17 protein-coding genes are annotated in these 22852 nt (G+C 65.8%); 14 read left to right on the forward strand and 3 right to left on the reverse strand.

The window, feature by feature from the left end; translation table 11 throughout:
- Positions 1–86: 86 nt before the first annotated feature.
- The 3 genes from ACPDIT_RS09420 to ACPDIT_RS09430 all read left to right on the forward strand — a co-directional run bounded on the left by ACPDIT_RS09420 (position 87) and on the right by ACPDIT_RS09430 (position 3465).
- Positions 87–863 (forward strand): hypothetical protein, encoded by a 777-nt coding sequence (locus tag ACPDIT_RS09420; RefSeq protein WP_423442950.1) that lies wholly within the window; start codon positions 87–89, stop codon positions 861–863.
- Between the two features lie 102 nt (positions 864–965).
- A complete protein-coding gene (locus ACPDIT_RS09425; protein WP_423442951.1) occupies positions 966–2342 on the forward strand; it encodes an MBL fold metallo-hydrolase in 1377 nt (458 codons plus the stop codon).
- A 352-nt stretch (positions 2343–2694) separates the two neighbouring features.
- Complete coding sequence (locus tag ACPDIT_RS09430; protein ID WP_423442952.1) at positions 2695–3465, forward strand: MBL fold metallo-hydrolase; 771 nt, start codon at positions 2695–2697, stop codon at positions 3463–3465.
- A 224-nt stretch (positions 3466–3689) separates the two neighbouring features.
- Here the strand turns inward: ACPDIT_RS09430 and ACPDIT_RS09435 are convergent, their stop codons facing one another.
- The gene (locus ACPDIT_RS09435; protein WP_423442953.1) at positions 3690–4232 is read right to left on the reverse strand and encodes a nitroreductase family protein; all 543 of its coding nucleotides are present in this window, start codon (positions 4230–4232) and stop codon (positions 3690–3692) included.
- A 65-nt stretch (positions 4233–4297) separates the two neighbouring features.
- On the opposite strand from ACPDIT_RS09435, the gene ACPDIT_RS09440 reads away from it, so the two are divergent.
- Positions 4298–5782: an SGNH/GDSL hydrolase family protein gene (locus tag ACPDIT_RS09440; RefSeq protein ID WP_423442954.1), complete on the forward strand. Its 1485-nt coding sequence runs from the start codon at positions 4298–4300 to the stop codon at positions 5780–5782.
- Positions 5783–6006: 224 nt separating this feature from the next.
- On the opposite strand, the gene ACPDIT_RS09445 is transcribed toward ACPDIT_RS09440, so the two are convergent.
- Positions 6007–6705 carry a 3-keto-disaccharide hydrolase gene (locus tag ACPDIT_RS09445; RefSeq protein ID WP_423442955.1) on the reverse strand — a complete coding sequence of 233 codons (699 nt, stop codon included), beginning with the start codon at positions 6703–6705 and terminating at the stop codon, positions 6007–6009.
- A 1169-nt stretch (positions 6706–7874) separates the two neighbouring features.
- Here ACPDIT_RS09445 and ACPDIT_RS09450 point away from each other — a divergent pair.
- The 4 genes from ACPDIT_RS09450 to mutL all read left to right on the forward strand — a co-directional run bounded on the left by ACPDIT_RS09450 (position 7875) and on the right by mutL (position 14518).
- Complete coding sequence (locus tag ACPDIT_RS09450) at positions 7875–8729, forward strand: LamG domain-containing protein (protein ID WP_423442956.1); 855 nt, start codon at positions 7875–7877, stop codon at positions 8727–8729.
- Between the two features lie 119 nt (positions 8730–8848).
- A complete protein-coding gene (locus ACPDIT_RS09455; RefSeq protein WP_423442957.1) occupies positions 8849–11344 on the forward strand; it encodes an alpha-L-arabinofuranosidase C-terminal domain-containing protein in 2496 nt (831 codons plus the stop codon).
- A 548-nt stretch (positions 11345–11892) separates the two neighbouring features.
- Positions 11893–12132 carry a hypothetical protein gene (locus tag ACPDIT_RS09460; RefSeq protein ID WP_423442958.1) on the forward strand — a complete coding sequence of 80 codons (240 nt, stop codon included), beginning with the start codon at positions 11893–11895 and terminating at the stop codon, positions 12130–12132.
- A gap of 310 nt (positions 12133–12442) precedes the next feature.
- Positions 12443–14518, forward strand: coding sequence for a DNA mismatch repair endonuclease MutL (mutL, locus tag ACPDIT_RS09465; protein ID WP_423442959.1), 2076 nt, complete (start codon positions 12443–12445; stop codon positions 14516–14518).
- Between the two features lie 52 nt (positions 14519–14570).
- Here mutL and ACPDIT_RS09470 read toward each other — a convergent pair whose 3' ends face one another.
- The gene (locus ACPDIT_RS09470) at positions 14571–15500 is read right to left on the reverse strand and encodes a polyprenyl synthetase family protein (protein WP_423442960.1); all 930 of its coding nucleotides are present in this window, start codon (positions 15498–15500) and stop codon (positions 14571–14573) included.
- A gap of 329 nt (positions 15501–15829) precedes the next feature.
- Between ACPDIT_RS09470 and ACPDIT_RS09475 the strand changes: the two genes are divergently transcribed.
- From ACPDIT_RS09475 to ACPDIT_RS09500, 6 genes are all read left to right on the forward strand, one after another.
- Complete coding sequence (locus ACPDIT_RS09475) at positions 15830–16741, forward strand: aldo/keto reductase (protein WP_423442961.1); 912 nt, start codon at positions 15830–15832, stop codon at positions 16739–16741.
- A gap of 406 nt (positions 16742–17147) precedes the next feature.
- Complete coding sequence (locus tag ACPDIT_RS09480; RefSeq protein ID WP_423442962.1) at positions 17148–17420, forward strand: WXG100 family type VII secretion target; 273 nt, start codon at positions 17148–17150, stop codon at positions 17418–17420.
- Positions 17421–17423: 3 nt separating this feature from the next.
- A complete protein-coding gene (locus ACPDIT_RS09485; RefSeq protein WP_423442963.1) occupies positions 17424–17984 on the forward strand; it encodes a hypothetical protein in 561 nt (186 codons plus the stop codon).
- Positions 17981–18187 carry a hypothetical protein gene (locus ACPDIT_RS09490; protein WP_423442964.1) on the forward strand — a complete coding sequence of 69 codons (207 nt, stop codon included), beginning with the start codon at positions 17981–17983 and terminating at the stop codon, positions 18185–18187. The genes ACPDIT_RS09485 and ACPDIT_RS09490 overlap by 4 nt, the downstream gene beginning before the upstream one ends.
- A complete protein-coding gene (locus ACPDIT_RS09495; RefSeq protein ID WP_423442965.1) occupies positions 18180–22118 on the forward strand; it encodes an FtsK/SpoIIIE domain-containing protein in 3939 nt (1312 codons plus the stop codon). Before ACPDIT_RS09490 ends, ACPDIT_RS09495 begins: the two co-directional genes overlap by 8 nt.
- Before the next feature lie 30 nt (positions 22119–22148).
- Positions 22149–22784: a pseudouridine synthase gene (locus ACPDIT_RS09500; protein WP_423442966.1), complete on the forward strand. Its 636-nt coding sequence runs from the start codon at positions 22149–22151 to the stop codon at positions 22782–22784.
- Positions 22785–22852 lie beyond the last annotated feature (68 nt).

Raw genomic sequence — 22852 nt, forward strand, 5'->3', positions numbered from 1 at the left:
CCCGGATTGTGCGTGCTCGCGGTTCACGGACCTGTGCACCGCTTTGCACTGGCGAACGGGCCTTCCCGGTCTTATGGTAGCGGCCGATGATTCGATCCATCCATCGACGGATGAAGGCCGCGGCCTTCGGTATTGGCATTCTCGGGTTGGGACTTGCCGGCTGGTGGAGTGCGTTCGCCCAGCCGGGCGGCCCACCGCGCACCGGCTTCGATGCCGCCCTGCTGCAATTGTTCGGCGAGCACAAGGCCTTCAGTGCACAGGGCGAGCTGCGCGTGTTGGACAGTCAGCAAAAGGAAAAAGTGGTTCTGCCCATGGAATTCGCCATGCGCGAGGGAAAATTCCGGACGGAGGTCGATCTCACCCGCATGCGCGGAACTCAGGCCAACCCCGACCAAATGGCCATGCTCAAACAAATGGGCATGGACCGCATCGTGAGCATCACGCGCACGGACACCGGGGCGCTGCACCTCCTCTTTCCTTCGGCCCGCGCCGCGGTTCGCCTGGAAATGCCGCCCGAAGACCGCGCCGCGGTCGAGAAACCGCCTGCCATCGAACGCAAGAGCCTGGGCGAGGAAACCGTGGAAGGTCACCGGTGCGTGAAAGAGCAGGTTACCCTGACAGCCGCCAACGGCCGCAAGATGGAGGTCACGGTCTGGACCGCCACGGATTTGAAAGGCTTTCCCATCCAGGTCCAAACCACCGAAAAGGGCGACACCGTGACGTTCCGATATCGGAACGTGAAGTTCACCGCCCCCGGTGCCGAGCTCTTCGAACCGCCCTCCGGCTACACCGCCTACACCAGCATGGAGGCCTTCACGATGGGCATGATGCAGAAGCTGATGCAGGAGGCGAAGAAACCCTAGGACTGTCGGACCCCGGCTGAAGCGATCGGGCCGTAACTCCGCGGCCCCGGGGGCTGCAGGCCAAGGAAACAAACCGCCCCTGCCGTGGGGTTGGACGCGCAGATGCGGATCACCAGTCTGAATCCGGATACCAACATCGGTGCCAGTGGTTGGTTGATCGAACTGGAGGGCCACCGGTTGTTGCTCGACGCCGGCATGCATCCCAAACGCGAAGGGCGCGACAGTCTGCCCCTGTTTCGCGCGGCCGGTGATCAAGAGGTGGATGCCATCGCCATTTCCCATTGCCACCACGATCACGTGGGCGCTCTGCCGGTGGCCCTGCGTCATTTTCCCCGGGCCCACGTGTTGATGACGGAGCTGAGCTATTTCCTCGTCGAACGGGTCCTGCACAACTCGGTCAATGTCATGACCCGACAGCGGGCCGAACTGGGCATCGCCGATTACCCCCTCTACACCCACGACGAGGTGGACGAAATCGCCCCCCTGTTCCAGGGTTTCCGGTACAATCGCCCCATCGAGTGGGCGGCGTTCCATAAGGTGCGGTCCCACCGGTTTTCCCCCACGCTGGAATTTCGCGATGCCGGCCACACCCTCGGCGCCGCCGGCATCCTGGTGCAAGGCCGGCGGGAGACCCTCTTCTACACCGGGGATGTCTGTTTTCACGACCAAACCCTGCTGCGCGCCGCGCGCTTCGAAGACGTTGAAGCCGACGTCCTGATCATGGAAACGACGCGGGGTGCCCGCGGCACTCCGGAGGGCTTCACCCGCGAAGCCGAAATCGAGCGGCTCCTCGACGCCATCCAGCGCGTCTTCAAACGCAAGGGAAGCGTGTTGATCCCGAGCTTCGCCCTGGGCCGAACGCAGGAAATCCTGGGCCTGCTGGCTCTGGCCATGGCCGAGGGCCGCCTGCGGCGTCAGCCCGTGTACATCGGAGGCCTGGGCCGGGTGTTCACCGAAATCTACGACCTCCAGGCCCACCGCACGCATCGGCAACATCACAACCTGCACCTCCACGAAGCCCTGGATCTGGTGGTGCTCGATCCTGCCCAGACTCAGGCCCTCCCGCTCCACACCAGTCGCCTCTTCGTCGTCACCGCCGGCATGATGACGGAGCACACGCCGGCCCACGACCTGGCGGTGCGCCTGGCCCCCGACGAACGCCACGCCATCTTTTTCGTCGGTTACACCGACCCCGACACTCCCGGCGGCCGGCTCAGGGTCAGCCAGCCCGGCCAGCCTTTCTTCTTCAGCCAGCTGGTGCCCGAACTGGTTCGCTACTGCGAGGTCCAGGACTTCGACCTCACCGCCCACGCCACCCGAGAGGATCTGCTCGATTTCGTCGGCCGCGTGGACCCGCGCGTGGTGGTGCTGGGGCACGGCGATGAAACCGCCCGCACTTGGTTTGCGGACCAAATCGCCCAACGATATCCCCGGATCCGGATTCTCCAACCCCAACCCGGACAACCCATGGAGATTTGACGCTCCCCGGGGGAAGGCCGGAGAGACCGCGAACTGCAAACCCGCGCTCCGCATCCGCCCCAGTTGTATCGCAACCCGCCGGAACGACACGGCCCGCGGCCGCGGCGCCCCTGGCCCGGCATTTTCCGGGCCGCACCCGCAAAACGAACAACGAGAGCCGAAGACTGCCCCGGCGCGCCGGACCAGGCCCGCAGCGTCTGACGAGATTCGTGGCTGTTCCTTCTTCCGCACGCTCTCCCGGACGTGTCGGACCCCCGTCGGGCACCTGGAGGGCGGGAATGACCACAGACCGGAACGCTCCGGCGCCACAAGCCCGCTTGCCAAACCAGGTCCGGAGGTTCAGCTTTCGCGCATGAGATTCCACAGCATGCTCCTGGGCGTGACGCTCGCGGCGGCGTCCGCAACCCCCGGATTCCGCACACATGCCGCGGATACCCGCCCGTCCTTGGAGGGCGAACGAATCGAAACGCCCGACGGCGAACTCCGGATCCGCCCCCTTCAGCACGCCACCTTTGCCATGGGCTGGAAGGGGCGCATACTGTACGTGGATCCGGTGGGGGGCTCGAACCGGTTCGCTTCGCTGCCGCGGCCGGATCTCATCCTGATCACCGACATTCACGGGGATCATCTCCATGTGGAGACGGTGCGGAGCGTTTGCACGCCCACCACGCAACTGGTGGCCCCGCCGGCGGTGGCCGCGCAGTTGCCGGAGGACCTCCGGGCCCGCACAACCGTCCTGACCAATGGACAGAGCGCCGCCGTGCTGGAGTTCCACATCGAAGCCGTGCCCGCCTACAACCTGACTCCGGAGCGGTTGAAGTTTCATCCGCGCGGCCGTGGCAATGGCTACGTGGTTTCGAGCGGGTCCACTCGCGTGTACATCAGCGGCGACACCGAAGATGTTCCGGAGATGCGCAACCTCCGGGACATCACGGTGGCATTCGTGTGCATGAACCTGCCGTACACCATGACCGTGGATCAGGCGGCGGACGCCGTCCGCGCATTTCGCCCGCGCATCGTTTACCCCTATCACTACCGCGGTTCGGACCTGGAACGATTCCGCCAACGCGTCGGGACGGATTTGGGTATCGAGGTCCGGATCCGAAACTGGTACGGGGATTGATCCCCGGCCGTAACTCCCGCAGCGGAGACTACCTGTCAGAACGTTGCCGGCGCTTCACGTACCGAGGCACGAGCCCTATGGCCACGCCGGACCGAGTGCACGCCGAAGAGGTGCGAAGGAGGACGTGGCCCCGGGGGCGGGAATCCGACCCCGGGGATTCCGCACCCCGCCGGTTCGGACGGTTGACCGGAAAACAGGCAATGCCCGGCTCCGCATCCGTGCGCTCACCACTGTTCATAATGGACGTAGGCAGCTTGAAAGCGTGTTCGCGGTGGCTTTTCCTCGCCGGGCCAGCCCAGGGCGACTCCGGCAACCGGCAGTACATGCGGTGGAAGTTTCAACAGGGCAGCGACCTTTTGGATGCGGTCGTCGCGGGGATGAATCCCGAGCCAGCAGGCACCCAAACCCAGCGCATGGGCCGCCAGCAATAAATTCTCCGTGGCAGCGGAGCAGTCTTGCAACAGGTAACTGATCTGACGGTCATGGGCCGCTTCCAAGTCACCGCACACGACCATGCCGAGGGCCGCGTCGCGCAACATCCCTCCGTGCGGCAGGGCATCTGCAAGGGCATGGAGCATGGCGCGCTGTCGAATCACCACGAAACGCCAGGGATCCTTGGCAGCCGCCGAGGGAGCGGCCATCGCGGCTTCCAACAACGCTTGAACGAAAGCGTCCGGAATCGGGCCCGGCCGATAGATGCGGATGCTGCGTCGTCCCAAAATGAAGAGCAACTTGTCGTGCGCACTATCCGGCAAAGCATGACTCATGATTCCAGTGGGTAGCCGAGGTGCCCCTGGTTGACAATCCGGTAGAAGGTAGAAGGTAGAAGGAAATGTGGCAGCGAACGGGTAGCATGGCGCAGGGGCGGCAAGCGGATTTGATGGAACGACGGGTGATCGAGGCCCGGGGCGAAACCCTGCTGACCCTTCCGAGTCGCGCGTCCTCCCGTGGCCGGGTGCATTGGGGCCGGATTGGGTGCACGATCGGATGGCTCGCGTGGGCGGGGGCCGTGGTGGCGCAAGAGCCCTTGGGCTCGGTGAACACCGACCGGCTCCGACACTTCCAGCGGGCAGTGGAAGAACAACGCGGACCCGTGACCGTGGTGGCGTTTGGAGATTCCCTGCAGGCCACGTATCGGTCCCTGCCCAAGGTGCTCTTTCCGAAACTGGCGGAATGGCTCGGTCAGTCGGGGCGGGCGTTCGACGGGCAGTACCCGCCGGTATCCATTCCCGTGCTGCTGGAGGGAGCGAGGGTGACCTCTCCCTGGTCCGGGGACGGTTTGGGCACCAACTGGTTCATGGAGCATTTTGTCCTGCCGCCCGGCAGCGCCTTGTTTTGGACCAACCGGGGGTACCCCAACGGCGGCTCGATGCCGGCAGATTGCGTGGGCCTGTACTACATTGCCTGGCCGTTGGGAGGGGAGTTTCTTCTCAGCACCTCGACCGAAGGGGGACCGTGGACCCCGCAGCTACGCGTCCCGGCGCAGGCCGAGGCACCGGAAGGACGATTTACAAACCTTTGGCTGGCACCGGCCGGCTACCGGATTCGCGTGGATGGTTGGACGGGCACAAATCTCATCCTGTGGCAGGAACTGGTCCTGTCTCGTATCCCCGGGCTCAAAACCGCCTGGCTCCAACGAGACGGCCTGCATCTGCGGGCCGTCCTGCGCACGCCCGCAGCCGTGCGTGTGCCGATCCTTCGGCACCTGCAGCCCCACTTGGTTCTCTGGCACATGAAAGAGCTGGTCGATTACGAAAACCTGGTGGGTCCGGCGGCCGCCGAGGCGGCCTTGCGCGAGGACCTGGAACAACTGGAGCTTTGGTGGCAAGCAGCCATGCCGGGAGGCGACGTGGTGTACGTCGGCACTCCGTACGAGGGACGGGACGAGTGGGGGCATCCGGTGACCGAGCGGCAGAATCGGATCGTCCGCGACCTGGCCTTGCGGCACGAGCGGACCTACGTGGACGCCATGACGCCCATGGTCTCCTACTCGTGGATGAGGGAACGCGGCTACCTGATCGATGCGTTGCACTTGAGCGACGCCGGCTACGCGTTCCTGGCGGAGCGGATCTGGCGCGAGCTCGGCTGGTACGCTCTGCGTCTCGATCGCCGCGTCCGCATCGAACCCCAGCCCGCGGGAGCCCGGTTGTCCTGGACCACCCGCACCAATCTTGTCTGGGACCTGCTGGCTTCCACCAACCTCTTCCATTGGGAAGTCGTCGAGTCCGCCCGGGGTGGCAATGAGACGGTGACGCGGCCGACTCCCAGCTTCGAAGGCCCGGTTCGATTCTTCCGACTGCAGTGGCGACCCGACTGACGAGTCCCGGAAAACGGCAGTTTGCCCGGCCCTGATGAAGTCCCACGGTCGCCCACCGAACCGCCGTCCAAGGATTCGGGACCTTTTGCCATGCCGCGTCCGGTCTCCTCGCCGCGAGAGGCGAAGCCTCTGGGATGAAAACGCTCGATCTGCCCACCCGTCAGCCCCTTCGAACAAGCCTTCCGCAGCATCGAGTCCGCGGGGACGCAGCCGGCGGGCCGCGATCAATCCAGCACGCAAATGCGGGCGTTGCGAATCCGGACCGGCGGGCCTTCGCGGCTGAGTTCCTGAAACCCGATGTGCCCCCGGCGGGGCCGGTCTTTCAAAGGAGGCGCAAGGCTCCCGTCGTGCCGGCGCACTTCCTGCGCTTGTTCGTCGAGGTTCAAGTCGTGAATAATCTCGCCGTTCAACACCACCTTCAGGCGGTTGCCGCGAAGCTCGATGCGGTAGCGGTTCCAATCCATGGGGCGATACACCTGTCGCATCGGAGGGACCGCGCGATAAATCCCGCCCGTCAATTCAGAAGGCCCGGCTTCCGGATTATAGCGTTCGTCCACCATTTGGAGTTCCATGCCGTCGAAGGCGGGATCACCGAACATCGGCGCACGCAGCGCGCAGCCGCTGTTGCCCCGTTCTCCCAACTTGAATTCAAACTCGAGGATGAAATCGGAATACTCGCGTTCGCTGACCAGCCAGGTGCCCCGGGGTTGGCCGCCATGCAGCACCCCGTCTTGGACCCGCCAAACGACGTTGGTCACCACCTGGCTCAGGTCATTCCAGGCGCGCACCGTCCAGCCAGCAGGCACGCCCTCCCGGGGAAACAACGGCTCGAAGTGCTCTTCCCCTCCCGGGGAAGTCGGCGGAAAAAGAATCACCACCAGAGTGCAGACGACGGAGGCGAGATTGGTCGAGAAACATCGCATGGCGTCACCCTAGACCGGGGTTGGGGTGGCGACAAGCTCGGTGTGGGTCCAGTCGTCCTCCAGAGTGCATTTCAGTGTTGTACAATCTCCTTGGCCTCGAAAACCGGACGTGCAGCAACCGGGTCACAGGCTGGAACCGGGTTTCTTCACGCCGGGTCGGTTCAGACGTTCAAAAAGGGAAATCAGGCCGGGCCGGACCCGCTCAATTCATGCGTTGGACCTCCCCGCAAGGTCCGCAGAATCTCGGACGTCCCTGGCGCGGGAAGGCCATTGGAAACGGCGCCTCCCTGGGATTCCCGCATCCGGTGCGCAAAACCTGAAATGCGCGCTCGCGTTGTAACCTGATCCCGCCTACCCACCCACGCGCCAAAGGCGCATCCATTCAATAGCCCCGGGCAACGTCCCGGGAACTCGCGCGCCCCCAAACCCAACCGCGCCCTGAAAGGGCGCAACCCGGGAACCACCCTCGCAAGGGCCGCACCTGTCCCACCGAATGCCGCCCCATTCAGCGAACGACCATCGCGCCGTTCCGGTGGCCCAGGGCGTTGCCTGGGCTTGTGAATTCGCACTGCGTTGGGGCGGACACGCGACGCGCTGAAGGCGCGAAACCCTCCCGCCCCTGGATGGGTATGGTGGGAACGAGTCCGCGGGGGCGGGTTGAACCTTGGCCGCGGCAGAACCCAAAGCAATGAAGGAGAGCTGGCCCTGGACGCCACCGACCCCCTCAGGCCTTTCCCCGGCATGGAAAAGTGAAGGTCCCATACATGCCGGTTGGGCACCGAAGCGTTTCCGGAAGGACACCCGTGGGAAATCAACCACCCGAAATAATGTCCAAGAGCCCGTGCCCCGTCCCGGGCTTGGACCCAACAGCATCCATGGCCCCGCCGGGCTCCCGGCATTCGAAACCGCTGCGCCTGCATCCATGCTACTTGCCCGGCAGCGGGGTCCGCGCCCCAGCGTCCAAAAGACCACGGCAACCGCGTGCCCGGCAGGCGCTTAAAGCTTCGTTCGCAAATTGGCGATAAAAAAACGCAAACTGGCGTTGTTGGAATTCCGTGCTCTCGTCACAATTCCAACGTTGGCAGTGGGGTCCGGAGCAGTGTTCCGTCGCCGGCCCATCGGATCCGCGCACGGGAAAGCGTAGTACGAACCGGGCGAGAATCACAGCCATGAACAAGCTCGAAATGCTGGTCATCGCGGGGGCCCTGGCATGCGCCACGGCCCGGGCAGCCACGATCGCTCACTGGGATTTCGAAGGCGGCACGCCGGGAGCCTCGATGGCTCAGGGGGGAAGCGGCGGAGTGCCCGCGGTGCCGGATCTGTCCGGCAACGGCTACACGATGTACGCTTGGGACGATTACTGGGGCCCGGAGTGGTCTGCCCTGGGAGACACGCCCACCGGAGCGGGACTCAGCTCCCAGCACTCCGGGCATGATGACGGGTATGTGTTTGCGCCCGGCCTGGTCAACTGGACTCCGCTCACCTGGACCATCGAGCTTTCGGTCAAACTCAACAGCCTGGCGGGTTGGAATACGATGATCGGTCGGGACGGCTTCACCGGCGTGTCCGGCGAGGTGGAAGCCGCGTTCTATTTCCAGAACAACGGGATTGACGACCGTTTCCGGCTCAACTTCTCCACGATGGGGGGCCAGCGGTATATTTTGGACTCCGACTTCGTGCCGGTGGCCGGCCGATGGTACCACTTGGCAGCCGTGAGCGACGGCTCCACGCTGCAGATGTGGGCGGACAAGCTGGATGGCAACGGCTTCCAACTGGTGGGCTCGCTGTCCCTGAATCCTGCCAATGACAACCGGCTGCGCGCCACGGGCACTTGGACATTCGGGCGGGGTTGGTGGAACGGAAATTTCGTCGATCACATCAACGGCAATCTCGACAACATCCGGTTCAGCGATGTGGCACTGACACCGGCCCAGTTCATCCAGGTCCCCGAGCCATCGGTTTTGACGCTTTTGGGACTGGGCGGCCTGACGCTGTTCGTCAGGGTCCGACGGTCTCAAACCTGAGGCGAGGTCTCGTGAGTTGGTTGAGGACGCGAAGGCAGGCTTCGGCCTGCCTTCGTTTTGTTAAGGGTGGCATGGGGAACGATCGAGAAAGTCGTTGGGATTCGACGAGGTGATGGAAGATGAAACGCGCGTTGGGCATTTCGGCTTGGGCATTGGCCATCTTGGGAGTCGTTGGGAACGCCGTGAGCGCCCCCGTGCAACTGACCGTGCAAGTGGACCGCCCCGGATCCCCGGTGGCCCCGACGATGTGGGGGATCTTCTTCGAGGACATCAATCTCGGCGCCGACGGGGGATTGTATGCGGAGTTGGTCAAGAACCGGGGATTCGAGTTTCCCGAACCCATGATGGGGTGGTTCCTGTTGCGCACCAGCCACGGTCGGGGCGACGTGCGGATCCTGACCGACGCGCCGTTCGATCCGGCCAATCCCCACTACGCGCGAATCGAGTCGCGCGCCCCCACGGCCATGGGTTTGTCCAACGAGGGATTTCGCGGGATGGGCTTCCGCGGGGGCGAAGATTATGACCTGAGCCTGCAGGTTCGCCGGATTTCCGGCAATCCCCGGCTGCTGATCGAGCTGGTCAACGAATGGGGCGAGACCCTGGCGGAAGCGCGGCTGGGCGACCTGCCGAGCCACTGGGAGAAGCGATCCGTGAGTCTTCGACCCCGCAGCACCACCGCACGGGGCCGACTCAACGTCCTGGTCGAGGGTGGCGGCACGGTGGACGTGGACATGGTCTCGCTGTTCCCCCGGAAGACCTGGAAAAACCGGCCCGGGGGCCTGCGGGCCGATCTCGTCCAGATGCTGGCCGATCTCCAGCCCGGCTTCCTGCGGTTCCCCGGCGGTTGCATCGTCGAAGGCAGCGAGCTGGACAAGCGCTATCAGTGGAAGACCACCATCGGTCCGATCGAACAACGCCGGCTGCTCATCAATCGCTGGAACTACGAGTTCAAGCATCGCCCAACCCCGGACTACTACCAGAGTTTTGGCCTGGGCTTTTTCGAGTATTTCCAGCTGGCCGAGGACCTGGGGGCCGAACCGTTGCCGATCCTCAATTGTGGCATGGCCTGCCAGTTCAACAGCGGGGAACTGGTGCCCCTGGATCAGTTGGACCCGTACATCCAGGACGCACTGGATTTGATCGAGTTCGCCAACGGGCCGGTCACCAGTCCGTGGGGGGCGCGCCGGGCCGCCATGGGGCATCCGGAGCCGTTCGGGTTGAAGTACCTGGGCATCGGAAACGAGCAATGGGGTCCGCAGTACTTGGAACGTTATGCGGCCTTCGCACGCGTGCTCAAAGCCCGCCACCCCGAAATCACGCTGGTTTCCAGTGCCGGTCCCTCGCCCGATGACGAACGTTTCGATTTCCTCTGGCCGCGCCTGGCCGAAATGAAGGCGGAGATCGTGGACCAGCATTGCTACGCGAATCCCATCTGGTTCTTCACCAGTGCCGACCGTTTCGATCGCTACGACCCGGCAGGGCCCAAGGTGTTCTTCGGGGAGTACGCCGCGCAGAGCGACCGCATCGTCAGCGTGCACAACCGCAACAATTGGGAGTGCGCGCTGGCCGAGGCCGCCTTCATGACCGGCATGGAACGCAACGCCGCAGTGGTGGTCATGGCCGCCTACGCGCCGTTGTTCGGCCACGTGGATGGCTGGCAGTGGCGGCCCAACCTCATCTGGTTCGACAACCTGCGCGTCTTTGGCACGCCCAGCTACTATGTGCAGCAGGCGTTCGCCCGGAACCGCGGCGACCGCGTGCTGCCGGTGCGGCTCGAAGGTCCCACGGCCGCGCCCGCCCTGGCCCGCGGCGGCATCGGCCTCGGCACCTACCGGACGGCTGCCGAGTTCAAAGACCTGGTCGTCCGACGCGGCGAGGAGATTCTCTATCGCGCCGACTTCTCGACCCGGCCGGAGGGATGGCGCTGGCCGGACGCCGGCCGATGGGAGGTCGCCGACGGTGCCCTGCGTCAAGCCGACCCGCGCAGCATCAGCACGGCCGCGGTGGGCGGACCGGACTGGACCGAGTACACCCTGGAGCTGAAGGCCCGCAAGGTCAGTGGCGCCGAAGGGTTTCTCATCATGTTCCGCGACGCCTGGCAGGGCACGCGCGTGCAATGGAATCTCGGTGGGTGGGGCAACACCCGGCACGGCATTCAGTCGTGGCTCGGCGGACAGGAACGGCTGGTCACCCAGGTCCCGGGTTCCATCGAAACGGGGCGCTGGTATGACATCCGCATCGAACTTCGCGGGCCCCGGGTGGATTGTTATCTCGATGGCCAGCGCATTCATTCGGTGGAGATTCCGGTTCCTGTCCAGGACGGTTTCTACGCCACGGCGGCATGGGAAGAATCCGGCCGCGAGGTGATCCTCAAGCTGGTCAACGCCGCCCCGTACGAGCGCACGGTGGCCGTGCAACTGGCGGGCGTAAAGGCGGTGCGGCCGGGCGCTCGCGGGATCCTGTTGCGGGGGGAGACGCTTGCAGACGAAAACGACTTCGATCACCCCACCCGCGTGGCACCCCGTGACTGGCCCGTCCGGGTCGAGGCACCTGCGACCTCCCTGTCCGTGCCCTCGCATGCCCTGCTGATCGTTCGCGTGCCAGTGGAACGCTGACCTCTCCCACGACACGCGCGCCGCAGCCGGATTCGCAGCTCGAGAGGTGACGTCCTCCATGCGTCTCTTCAGGCCCGACGGGATCCTCCGAAGCGCGCCATCGAAATTGCGGTGCCCCAATCGGCATGTCCCGACCCGGCGTGCCGGGCCGCCGGTGGCAACCTCACACACGGTACGGCTCATCCTGGAAACGACGCTTGTGGGGGACTGGCCCGAGGGGCGGCGGGCTGAATCTGACTTCGGGCATGCTGTTGCCACCTTCTGCGCGCCGGCTCACGCGCAAGGTGAGTCCAAGCCCCGACGGTCTCAACTTCGGCCACCACCCGCCCGGTGCAACGGCGCGCGCCCCGCCGGACCTGCACACGCGCCGCATCCATGGCGAATGAGACTCACACGCGCCGCGGACGCCGCCGGGGCACGGGCCCGGTCTCGGCTGACTGCCGGCCACCGCGAGTTCGGTCCGCGACTGGGGCGCCGATTCTGATGCAGCGCGTCCGGCCGCAACGCCGAGCAAGGCGGTGAGGTACGGAGGAAGGCTGCTTTCGGCGATGGGGCGGGAAGCGCGGCACGCGGGCCGGAGGACGGTGGGGTGGACCCGCTCGCACGCGGAAGCGGGTCGGCATCAGCGGCTTTTAACCGAGGTGAGCCTGTTCTTGAGCGGGTTGCGGAATCGTGTCGAGCTGTTGACGGCATGGCAGGGCGGGGAGCGGATTGGGGAGCAGATTTTGACGCCGTTGAAGCTGTGGGTGGCGGCGAGCTGGTCGTGGTGCGGGCCACGGGCGCCGTAACCGGGGTGGCGGTGGCCGCGAGGATTTCAGATTCTGCACCGCGCCGGGTTGCAAATCGCCTGGAACGCCCCACCGCTGCCCCTTCAACGGCCGGCTTTGGGCGCAACCGCTGCTGTCGTCGGATTGAGAATCCGCTCGGATGCTTTGGGCGCCGGATCCAAACCGCCGCCAGCAGCTCGGGAGGGCGACAACAAAACCGGGCTCCGCCTGCCCGGCGCTTTACCCGGCGGGCGGTGGTCCTAGAATGAATGCGCATGTCATCGACCATCCCAGAGGTGCCGGGCGGGAAGGCGCGTCGCCCGTTCCGCGCATGAACCGGATTCGTCTGTTACCGGAGACGCTGGCCAACCAGATCGCGGCCGGCGAAGTCATCGAGCGACCGGCCAGCGTGGTGAAAGAACTCATTGAAAACGCGCTGGACGCCGACGCACGCCGCATTGTGGTGGAGATTCAGGCCGGAGGCCGGAGTCTGATCCGCGTCTCCGACGACGGCATCGGGATGAGCCGGGACGACGCGCTGTTGTGTCTCGAGCGGCATGCCACCAGCAAAATCCGGTCGCTGGAGGACCTGATGGCGATTCGGACGCTGGGGTTCCGGGGAGAGGCGCTCCCCAGCATCGCCAGCGTGAGCCGGCTGACCCTGACCACGCGGGAACGCGACAGTGACCAACCCGAGGGAACGCAAGTGCTGGTGACGGGGGGACGGATCGTCGATGTGCGAGCCGCGGGCACGGCGCCGGGCACCACCGTGGAGGTCCGCCAGCTTTTCTTCAACGTGCCCGCGCGGCGCAAATTCCTGCGCAGCGACGAGACCGAGGCTGCGCACGTGCAACACTGCGTGCTGCTGGCGGCACTGGCCTGGCCGGAGGTGGCCTTTACCTTCATCAAGGACGGACGGACCCTCTGGCAATTGCCGGCGGTGCCCTGCGGCCCGGATCCGCAAACCCGGCGGGCGGCCCTGCGGGAACGGCTCCGTGCCCTTTACGGCACGGGCGAAGCTCTTCTCGAGGTCGAGTTCGCCGCGCCTTTGGACGAGCGTCCCTCTGCCAGCCCGGCTGAAGTCGTGTCGAGTCCCGAGCCCTCTGCGTTGTTGCGCGTGTGGGGATTCATTGGCGCTCCGGGCGTGTCGCGGGCCACTCGGGCCGATCAACACCTGTTTGTCAATCGCCGGCCCGTCGAGAGCCGCACCCTCAACCACGCGCTGTTGGAAGGCTACCACACCGCCCTGATGAAGGGGCGCTACCCGGTCTGCTGTCTGTTTCTTGAGCTGGACCCGGCCGCGGTGGACGTAAACATTCACCCGGCCAAACGGGAGGTGAAGTTTCACCGCGAATGGGCCGTGCGCCATGCGGTGACTCAGGCGGTCCGGCAAACCCTGCTTGCGTTTCACTCGGCCCCGGGCCGGGCAGTGGGGCAGGCGACGACCTCGGGGGTTTCCACCCCCTCGCTCCCTGTCAAACGAGAAGAATCGGCTTTGCCCGGTCTGAAGACGGATCCGCAAACCCCCACCCCGTCGCAAAGCGCGGAGGCCGGTCCCGGAGTGGGGAGCTTCGGTTTCGACGTGGCCATGCCTGGCGCGACGTCGACCACCCGGATGGCTCCGGCTCGGGCTTCAGCTCCGGCACAACCGGGTGCGACCGTTGCGGTGCCCTCGGTGTTTTCTCCGGCGCCCGTCTCCGGACCCGGGGCCGGTGCCGAGCCCTCGGCCCCATCTTCGACCGTCGTTACCCCGCCGCGGCCGGAAAGGGTTGCCCCGGGCGGTTCGCCGGCCGGGCCCGACCTTCAGCCCGTGCCCTTGCTGGAGGTGCCGCTGCGATTTCTTGGGGTTTTGGGCCGACTGTACGTGCTGTTCGAGTCCGATCGCGGGCTGGTGTTGATGGACCAACATGCGGCGCATGAACGGGTGTTGTTCGAAGAGATGTTGGACCGCCTCGAGCGGGAGGGGCAGGCCCCGTCGCAGAAACTGTTGTTGCCCGAAGCGGTCGAGCTGCCCGCACGCGATGCCGCCTTTCTGCGCGAGCAACTCGGCGTGTTGAACCGGCTCGGCGTCGGCTTGAGCGAGTTCGGCACCCGCACCTTCCTGCTCGATGCCCTGCCCCCCTTTGTGAAAGTGCCGGATCCGCGTCGGTTTTTGCTCGATCTGGTGGACGAGCTGCGGGTGTCCGGCCAGGAACTCAATGTACTGCGGCTGGGCGAGCCCGTGGTCGCCAAAACGGTCTGCCGCCACGCCGTCAAGGCGCGTGACCCCCTGGAGGAGCCGGAACTGCGGAACCTGTTGGAGAGTCTGCGCCGCTGTCGCATGCCGTACACTTGCCCCCACGGACGGCCCACGCTCATCGAGCTGAGCTATCGCGAGTTGGAGCGGAAGTTCGGTCGGGTGACCTGAGGCCGGCTGCGCCGCCCCGGGGCAGGAACCCGGAGCCGGGCCGGCGGATGGGTCAGTGATCCCGGCGCAGAAGGAACTCGGCCAGGGCATGCAGGGCTGCGGCCTTCCGGCCGAAAGGCTCCAGCGCCGCAAAGGCGCGTCGAGTGAGAGTCTGCGCGATCTGGCGCGACCGTTCGAGTCCCACCAGCGCCGGATAGGTCGCCTTGCGGGCTTTCACATCCTTGCCGGCGGTCTTGCCCAGCTTCTCGCTCGTTTGCGTGACATCCAGGATGTCGTCGATCACCTGAAAGGCGAGCCCGACATGGTATCCGAACCGGGTGAGCGCCTCCAACTGCCGCGCTGTACAGTTGGCGCTCATGCCGCCGAGCCGCACCGCGCAACAGAGCAGGGCCGAGGTTTTTCGCTCGTGGATGTACCGGAGCTGCCACAACGGGATCTGTTTGCCTTCGCTCTCCAGATCGGCCACCTGCCCGGCGATCAACTGGCGCGAGCCTGCGGCCTCGGCCAGCTCGCGGATGATCCGCTCCGGAGGGTAGCGGGGCCAGCCGCGACACTGCGCGGCGATCTCGAAGGCCAGCGTCAGGAGCGCATCCCCCGCCAGCACGGCGATGCCTTCGCCGAACACCTTGTGACAGGTGGGGCGGCCCCGCCGGAAGTCGTCATTGTCCATGGCCGGGAGATCGTCGTGCACCAGCGAATAGGTGTGGATGCACTCGATGGCGCAGGCCAACGGCAGCGCCTCCTCCGGATCGCCCCCGCACGCCTCGGCCGCCGCCAGGCAGAGGATGGGCCGAATCCGCTTGCCGCCGGCGAACACCGAGTACCGCATGGCCCGGTGAATCGTGCTCGGCCGGGTGCTTTGCGGGGGTAAGAACCGGTGCAACCCGCGGTCCACCCACCGGCTTCGTTCGGTCAGATACCGTTGCAGATCGAAATCCCCGTGAGTGTTGGGGGGAGTCGATTGCGCATCCCGTGCAGCCATGCAGGTTCAGTAAACGAGCCCGACCCTGCCGGGGCAAGCCGAATCGGGGAAACACGGTCGCCCTCGGAACGTCGTTTGCGCCGGGTCAAAACCGTGAGTGCCCCGGACCTCTTCCATGCCGGCCCCGGGCATGCAGACACTCCGGATTCTCCGGGAAGATGCTGTCCGACCGGGAGCCGCGAGTGGGATCCAGCGGTGGCCCGCCGACACGCTGGCAGGTTGCGTCGCGGCTGGTCTTGTGGCATTCATTAGCTGCCATGCAAACGCCGAACCAGAATCCGTCCCGGGCAACGACCAAGCCCTGTGCCTCCTCTCCCGCCGAACCTCGAATGAGACGTCGCGAGTTTTTGCGGCGCACCGCGTTGGCGGCTGGACTGGTGGCCCTCACCGGCCCGTGGCTGCGGGCCGAGGAATCACAACCGCGCCGTTTCGATCCCTTCGAAACCGTGACGCTGGGCAAGTCAGGGATTCGCACCTCGCGGTTTTCCCTGGGCACCGGCATGCGCGGCGGGAATCGCCAGTCCAACCACACCCGCATGGGCCGGGAAAAACTTCAGGCCCTGATTCGCGAGTCCTACGAACGCGGCACCCGTTTGTTCGATCTGGCCGACCTGTACGGCACGCATCCGTACCTCATTCCGGCCCTGGAGGGCGTGCCGCGGGACCGCTATCAGATCGTCACCAAGATCTGGTTCCGGCCCGGCGGCATTCCGGAACCCGAACGACCCGATGCCGATGTGGTGGTGGAGCGGTTCCTCCGGGAGCTCAAAACCGATTACATCGACCTGGTCCTGCTGCACTGCGTAACCTCGCCGAACTGGCCCAGGGAACTGAGCAAACAAATGGAGATCCTGGCCCGGCTGAAGGAGAAGGGCATCATTCGTGCCCACGGCGTCTCCTGCCATTCGCTGGAGGCATTGAAGGCAGCCGCCGAGGAGCCGTGGGTGGATTCCGTGCACGCGCGCATCAACCCCTTCCAGATGAGCATGGACGGTCCGCCCGATGAGGTGGTGCCGGTGTTGCGCAAAATCAAAGCCGCGGGCAAGGGCATCGTGGGCATGAAGCTGGTGGGCGAAGGCCGGTTGCGGAACGACCCGGACAAGCGGGATGAATCGATCCGGTTTGTGCTGGGCCTGGGGTGCGTGGACGTGATGACCGTCGGTTGCGAAACCATTCAGGAGGTGGACGACTTCACTGAACGGGTGCGCAAGGTGCCGAGGCCGGCTCAAGCGGCGGCGTAACGTTCAACTTGTCTGCCCGCGCCACCCGGCGTGGAGCGCCCGTGGAGCGCCCACGCTCACGGTCCGAGCTGCGGCCCACGGGCCTCCGGCACCCACCGGACAGGCGGAAAGGGGGCGTTCGGTGTCCGGCCGGCGCCCGGCGACGGCTTTTTCGGGGCCTCATGCCGGCGGGCAGGCGGAGCCGTTCCGGCCCAAGGGCGCCCACATGGACAACCCGCACGCGAGGAAGCCCCGGTGTGTTTGCCCGAGTTCCCCCGGGGCGGCCGAGGGGTTGCCTGCGTTTGGCAGTGGCCAAAACGAACAGGCATTGGTAGGTTATCGTGCCATGGATGAGCGAACGGCAGGCCAGGGCAACGCCGTTCGCGGCAACCCGGAGAACGCGTGGCGACCGCCGCGCCCGTGAGCCATGCCACAAGCCATCATCGATCCGGAGGAAGTGCGCAGGTTCGCCGAGGAGCTGAAACGGTTCAACCTCGAGCTGCAGAACCGCATGTCGGCCTTGCAGGCTCGCTTCGCGGCCCTGGGCGACACCTGGCAGGATCAGGAGCACGCCAAGTTTGCCGAGGAATTCCGCGATACGATGAAGGTCCTGCGCCGGTTTATCGAAGCCTCCAACCGTCAGGCCCCGTTCCTCCTGCGCAAGGCCCAGCGCATCGAGGAATACCTCAAACAGCACTGACCCATGGCAGACCAGGCCAGGGTTACCTCCCTGGAGGCCATCGAGGCCTTTCGGAATCAGATGATCCTGTTCCGCGAGCGGGCAGGGCGGGTCCTCGACGAGGTGACCGAGCATCTCGCCCGGACGCGCAACTGGTTGGAGCAGGACCGCGCGACGCACTGGCAGCACGAGATCCGTCGCCTGCAACGGGAGCTGGAGCAGCGACAGCAGGAGCTTTTCAGCGCCCGGCTCTCGGCCTTTCGCGACACGCCGCTGGCGGAACAGGTGGCCGTCCAGCGCGCCCGCCAGGCGCTGGAATCTGCTCAGGATCGCGCCCGCCGCGTGCGTTTCTGGCAACAGCAGTTCGAGCCCCGCGTGCAACCGCTGGCGCGGCAAATCGAGAAACTGCGCAGTCATCTCAACCAGGACCTGGCCCGTGCCCTGGCTTACCTCACCGAGATCCATCGCACCCTTGCCGCTTACGCGGAGTTGGAACCCGGTTCGGCTTCGCTCTCCCGGCCCGCCCCCGAGCCGCCTCCGGCACCTGCCACCGATCCAACCTCATCGGGACCGTCCCAGCCATGACCGGTGCACAAAATCGTCTGCTCGGCCTGCTGAAGGATTTGCAGGCTCACTGGGACCGAACCCGGGAGTGCTGGCGAGATGACAAAGCGCTCGAGTTCGAACAGCGCTTCCTCAACGAGCTGACCAGCCAGGTCAACCAAACCATCGCTGCGTTGGATACCCTGGAACGTGTGCTGCAACAAATCCGTCGCGACTGTGAATAGTCCTCTTGTGGGTACGGCCGAGACGTTGGCCCTGCTGGAGCGCCTGCGCACCACGGTGCAGGAACTGGCGCGCCAGGCGGAGCATTTGGACCGTGATCTCGGCTCGCGCAGTCACCGCGTGCGCTACCAGCGCGACGAGGCACTCCGCGTGGCCCGCGAACAATACGAGGCCGCCCGCGCCCGCCTGGAGGCCCACGCCCGCGAACGGCGTCTGCACCTGGAGCGGACCCATCAACATCGGGAACGCCGCATCCTTCAGGCGCTGGAGAAGGAACGCCAGCGCCTGAAGGACCGCATCGAGGCCGAAGCGGGTCGCGCCACATTCGAAATCCAACGGGCCCAGCTCGATGCCGATCGTCGCCGCGACGAGGAGCTGGCCTCCGCACGACAAGCCCATCAGGCTCTCCTGGAGCGGATGACCGAGGCTCAGGCCCGGTACCAACAGCGTCTTCATCTGGTCCAGCTCCTTTTCAGCCCCTACCCCGGTCTGGCGCGCCAATGCCTGACGGCCGGGCCCACCCCGCCCACGTCCGCAGTCGAAGGCCTGGACGCGGTCAGCTTTTGGTCGGGTTTCCAGGGACGTCTGGCAGGAGTTGACGCGCTGGTCCGGCAAACGCGTCGTTTGATTCTGCCCGTGCTCTTCCGCTACTGCCCGTGGTGGCTGGGGCTTTTGCTGGGCATTGTGCTGCCGGCCCTGGGGATCTTCGGCGTGGCGCGGCGCGGGCCGGCAGAGCTGAGCCCTGTGCACTGGGCGGTTTGGAGCGGCGCCCTCGTGTTCTGGTTGGGCTTGTACGGACTGAGCCGGGGCTTGGCCCGGCCGCGTGCCGAGAAAATGGCGCGCGCGCTGGCCGAGTTGGACGGATGGCTGGAACAATGCGCGCAATCGGCTGAAACCGCCCATCAGTCGGAGCTTGCATCCATCCAGGCCAGGCATGCCCGGACCGTGGAGGTGTTGAACGAGCGATGGCGTCAGCTCCGGAAGCAGACCCAACAACAGCAGCAGGAGGCCCTCGAGGCCCTCGAAGCCCGGGGCCGGCGCGCCCAACAGCGCAACGACACGCTGACCCGTACGCGACTGCAGCAACTGGAAGCAGACGTGGCCCGTCAGCAGGCCCGGATGGAATCCGAGTACGAGCAACAACGCCAGTCCCTCGAGGAGAGCACCCGGCAGCAACTCCAACGCCTGCAGCAAGCCCGTGAAACGGGCTGGAACGAGATTCGCCGGCAGTGGCACGACGTCGTTCTGCCGTTGGTCGCCCAACTGCGCGCCGCTGCGGCGGCAGCCGAAGTCGCCTTTCCGCCCTGGACCGACCCCCGTTGGTCGGACTGGACTCCGCCGGAGGATTTCCTGCATGCCGCTCCCTACGGACACTTGGACGTGGACCTCGCCACTTTTTGCGGCGTCAATCTGGCCGACAAAGGGCTTCCTCTTCCGGAGCCCCAGCAGCTGCGTTTACCGCTGCTGCTGACCGTGCCGCACGAGGCCTCGCTTTTGTTGGAGACCGGTCAGGCCGAAACGGAGCCCGCCCTGGCCACACTGAACAATCTCATTCTTCGCCTGCTCACCAGCGCCCCACCCGGCCGCCTCGCCTTCACCATCCTGGACCCGGTGGGCCTCGGGCAGAACTTCGCCGGCATCATGCACCTGGCCGATTACGAGGACCGCCTGATCCACGGGCGCATCTGGACCCAGCCCGCCCACATCGAAGAACGGCTGGCCGAACTGAACGAACACGTCGAGAAGGTCACCCAGATGTACCTGCGGAACGAATATGCGACCCTGGCCGAGTACAACGCCCAGGCGGGCCGGCTGGCCGAGAAGTACCATTTCCTGGTGGTGGCGCATTTTCCCGTGAATTTCTCGGATCTGGCGGTCAAGCGCCTGCAGAGCCTGGCAGCCAGCGGCCCGCGTTGCGGGGTGCATGTGCTGCTGCACTGGGACCAGCGCCGCACGCCGCCGGTGGAACTGGTGCCCGAGGAACTTCGCAAATACGCGCGCTGTCTGGTCCAACGGTCGGGGCGCTTTCTGCTGGCCGGCGCCGACCACGAGGGGCTCCGGCTGGAGCTGGAAGCGCCGCCGCCGCCCGAGATTGCCACTCCGCTGCTCCACCGCATCGGCCAAAACAGTCGGGATGCCTACCGGGTCGAAACCCCGTTTGTGGAGGCGGCCCCCTCGGAGGACCGGTACTGGTCGGGCGATGCCACCGACGAGCTGCGGGTGCCGATTGGGCGCACGGGGGCTACCAAGCTGCAATACCTCTGCCTGGGACAGGGCACCCGGCAGCACGGGCTGGTGGCGGGCAAGACCGGCTCGGGCAAGTCCACGCTGTTCCACGTCATCATCACCAACCTGGCCTTGTGGTACAGCCCGGACGAAATCGAGTTCTACCTCGTGGACTTCAAGAAGGGCGTGGAGTTCAAATGCTATGCGGCTCATCGGCTGCCGCACGCCCGCGTGGTGGCCATTGAAAGCGATCGGGAGTTCGGTCTCAGCGTGCTGCATCGCGTGGACGAGGAACTGCGCCGGCGGGGCGACCTGTTCCGCCAGCTGGGAGTTCAAGATTTGCCGGGGTACCGCCGGGCCGGGGGCCGGGAGACGCTGCCGCGCGTGTTGCTGTTGATCGACGAGTTCCAGGAGTTCTTCGTGGAGGACGATCGCATTGCCCAGAGTGCGGCCCTGTTGCTGGATCGCATCGTGCGGCAGGGCCGCGCTTTCGGGATTCATGTGTTGCTCGGTTCGCAAACCCTGGGCGGAGCCTATACGCTGGCCCGTTCGACCATGGGGCAGATGGTTGTGCGGATTGCGCTGCAATGCAACGAGGCCGACGCGCTTTTGATCATGAACGAGGACAATCCCGCGCCCCGATTGCTCAGCCGGCCGGGCGAGGCCATTTACAACGACGAGGGCGGAGCCCTGCAGGGCAACAGTCCCTTCCAGGTCGTCTGGCTGCCCGACCGCGAACGGGAGGAATGGTTGCGGCGCATCCGGGCCCTGGCGGAAAGCACTCCGGACCGTGCCCGGCGCTTTGCCGGCCGTGAACCGATCGTCTTCGAGGGCAACGCGCCTGCCGAGATTCGGTCAAACCGCCACCTGCGCGAGTTGTTGCATGCTCCGGCGCTGCGGCCCACGCGCGCACCCCGGCTCTGGCTGGGGGAACCCAACGCCATCAAAGGTCCCACCGAAGTCGTGTTCCGTCGCCAAAGCGGGAGTCATTTGCTCATTGTAGGGCAACGCGACGAAACCGCGCTGGCCCTGCTTTTGCTGGCCCCGGTCATCCTCGGGGCGCAACTGCCCCGGCCGGCCGCTCGGTTCTATCTGTTCGACGCCAGTCCGCCTGACGCCCCCGAAACCCGGCTTTTCCAGCAGCTGCTGCCCCGTCTGCCGCACGCCGTACAATGGGTCCGGCCCGCGGACGCGGAAGCCGTCTTGCAGGAGTTGCTCCACGAACATCAACGTCGCACCGAAACGCTCGACCCCGCCGCCCCCGAACTGTTCCTCTTGATCCATCGCCTCCAGCACCACAAAAAACTCCGCTACGACGAGGACGCGGCGTTTGCCCTGGACAGTGAGACGTCTCTCACTCATCCCGGTCTGATCTTCGACCGACTGGTCACCCAGGGGGGAAACCTGGGATTTCACGTGCTGCTCACCTGTGACACTTACGCCAATCTGCTGCGCCAGCTCAGCCGCAAGGCGCTCGCCGAGTTCGAGCTGCGGGTCCTGTTCCAGATGAGCGCCAACGACTCCGCCAGCCTGATCGATTCCCCGCAAGCCAACAACCTGGGGCTGCATCGGGCCCTCCTTTTCCACGGGCAGGAGGGCTGGATCGAAACGTTCCGTCCCTATGCGATGCCGGAGTCGGCCTGGTGGGAGGAGGCTCTCGAGCATTTGCATCGGTTGCATGCCGAGCCGGTGACGGTGCCGGGCTGACCGCAGCCGCGTCCGGGAGGCTGCCGTGCCATGCTGCTGGCGTTCCACAAACCCTACGGCGTGCTTTCGCAGTTTACCCCCGAGCGACCGGGCCACCGCACGCTGGCCGAGTTCGGCTTTCCGCCCCGCGTCTATCCCATCGGCCGACTCGACGCCGATTCCGAGGGACTTCTGCTTCTTTCGGACGAGCCGGCGTTGACCGCGCGGCTGCTCGATCCCCGGTACGCCCATCCCCGCGAATACTGGGTGCAGGTCGAACGAATTCCCTCGCCGGAGGCCCTGGACCGGTTGCAGCGCGGCGTGCGCATTGGCGATTATCTCACCCGGCCGTGCCGAGTTTGGCGATTGGAGCCGCCACCCCAAGTGCTCCCAGCGCCCGCCGAGCCCGACCTGATTCCGATTGCCATCGGTCCGACGGCCCCGGCCATTCTGCCGGCCCGGGTTCCCCCGATTCGCTACCGCAAGAGCGTGCCGGACTGTTGGCTGGCCCTGGAGCTCACGGAAGGGAAGAATCGTCAGGTGCGGCGCATGACCGCTGCCATTGGGCATCCCACGCTGCGGCTGCTGCGGGTCCGCATCGGCGCCTTTTGGCTGGGCAACCTTGCGCCGGGCCAATGGCGCGAACTGAACGCGGAGGAGCGCCGTGCAGTGCTTCAGCGGCTGTAAGCCCGCGTCCGATTTCGAGCGAAGGGGCTGCGAGACGATACGGAACTCGTGTCCCTCCGCTGCTCTGC

It is taken from the genome of Limisphaera sp. VF-2, from assembly GCF_049537125.1.
In the GTDB taxonomy this organism is placed as follows: Bacteria; Verrucomicrobiota; Verrucomicrobiia; order Limisphaerales; family Limisphaeraceae; genus Limisphaera.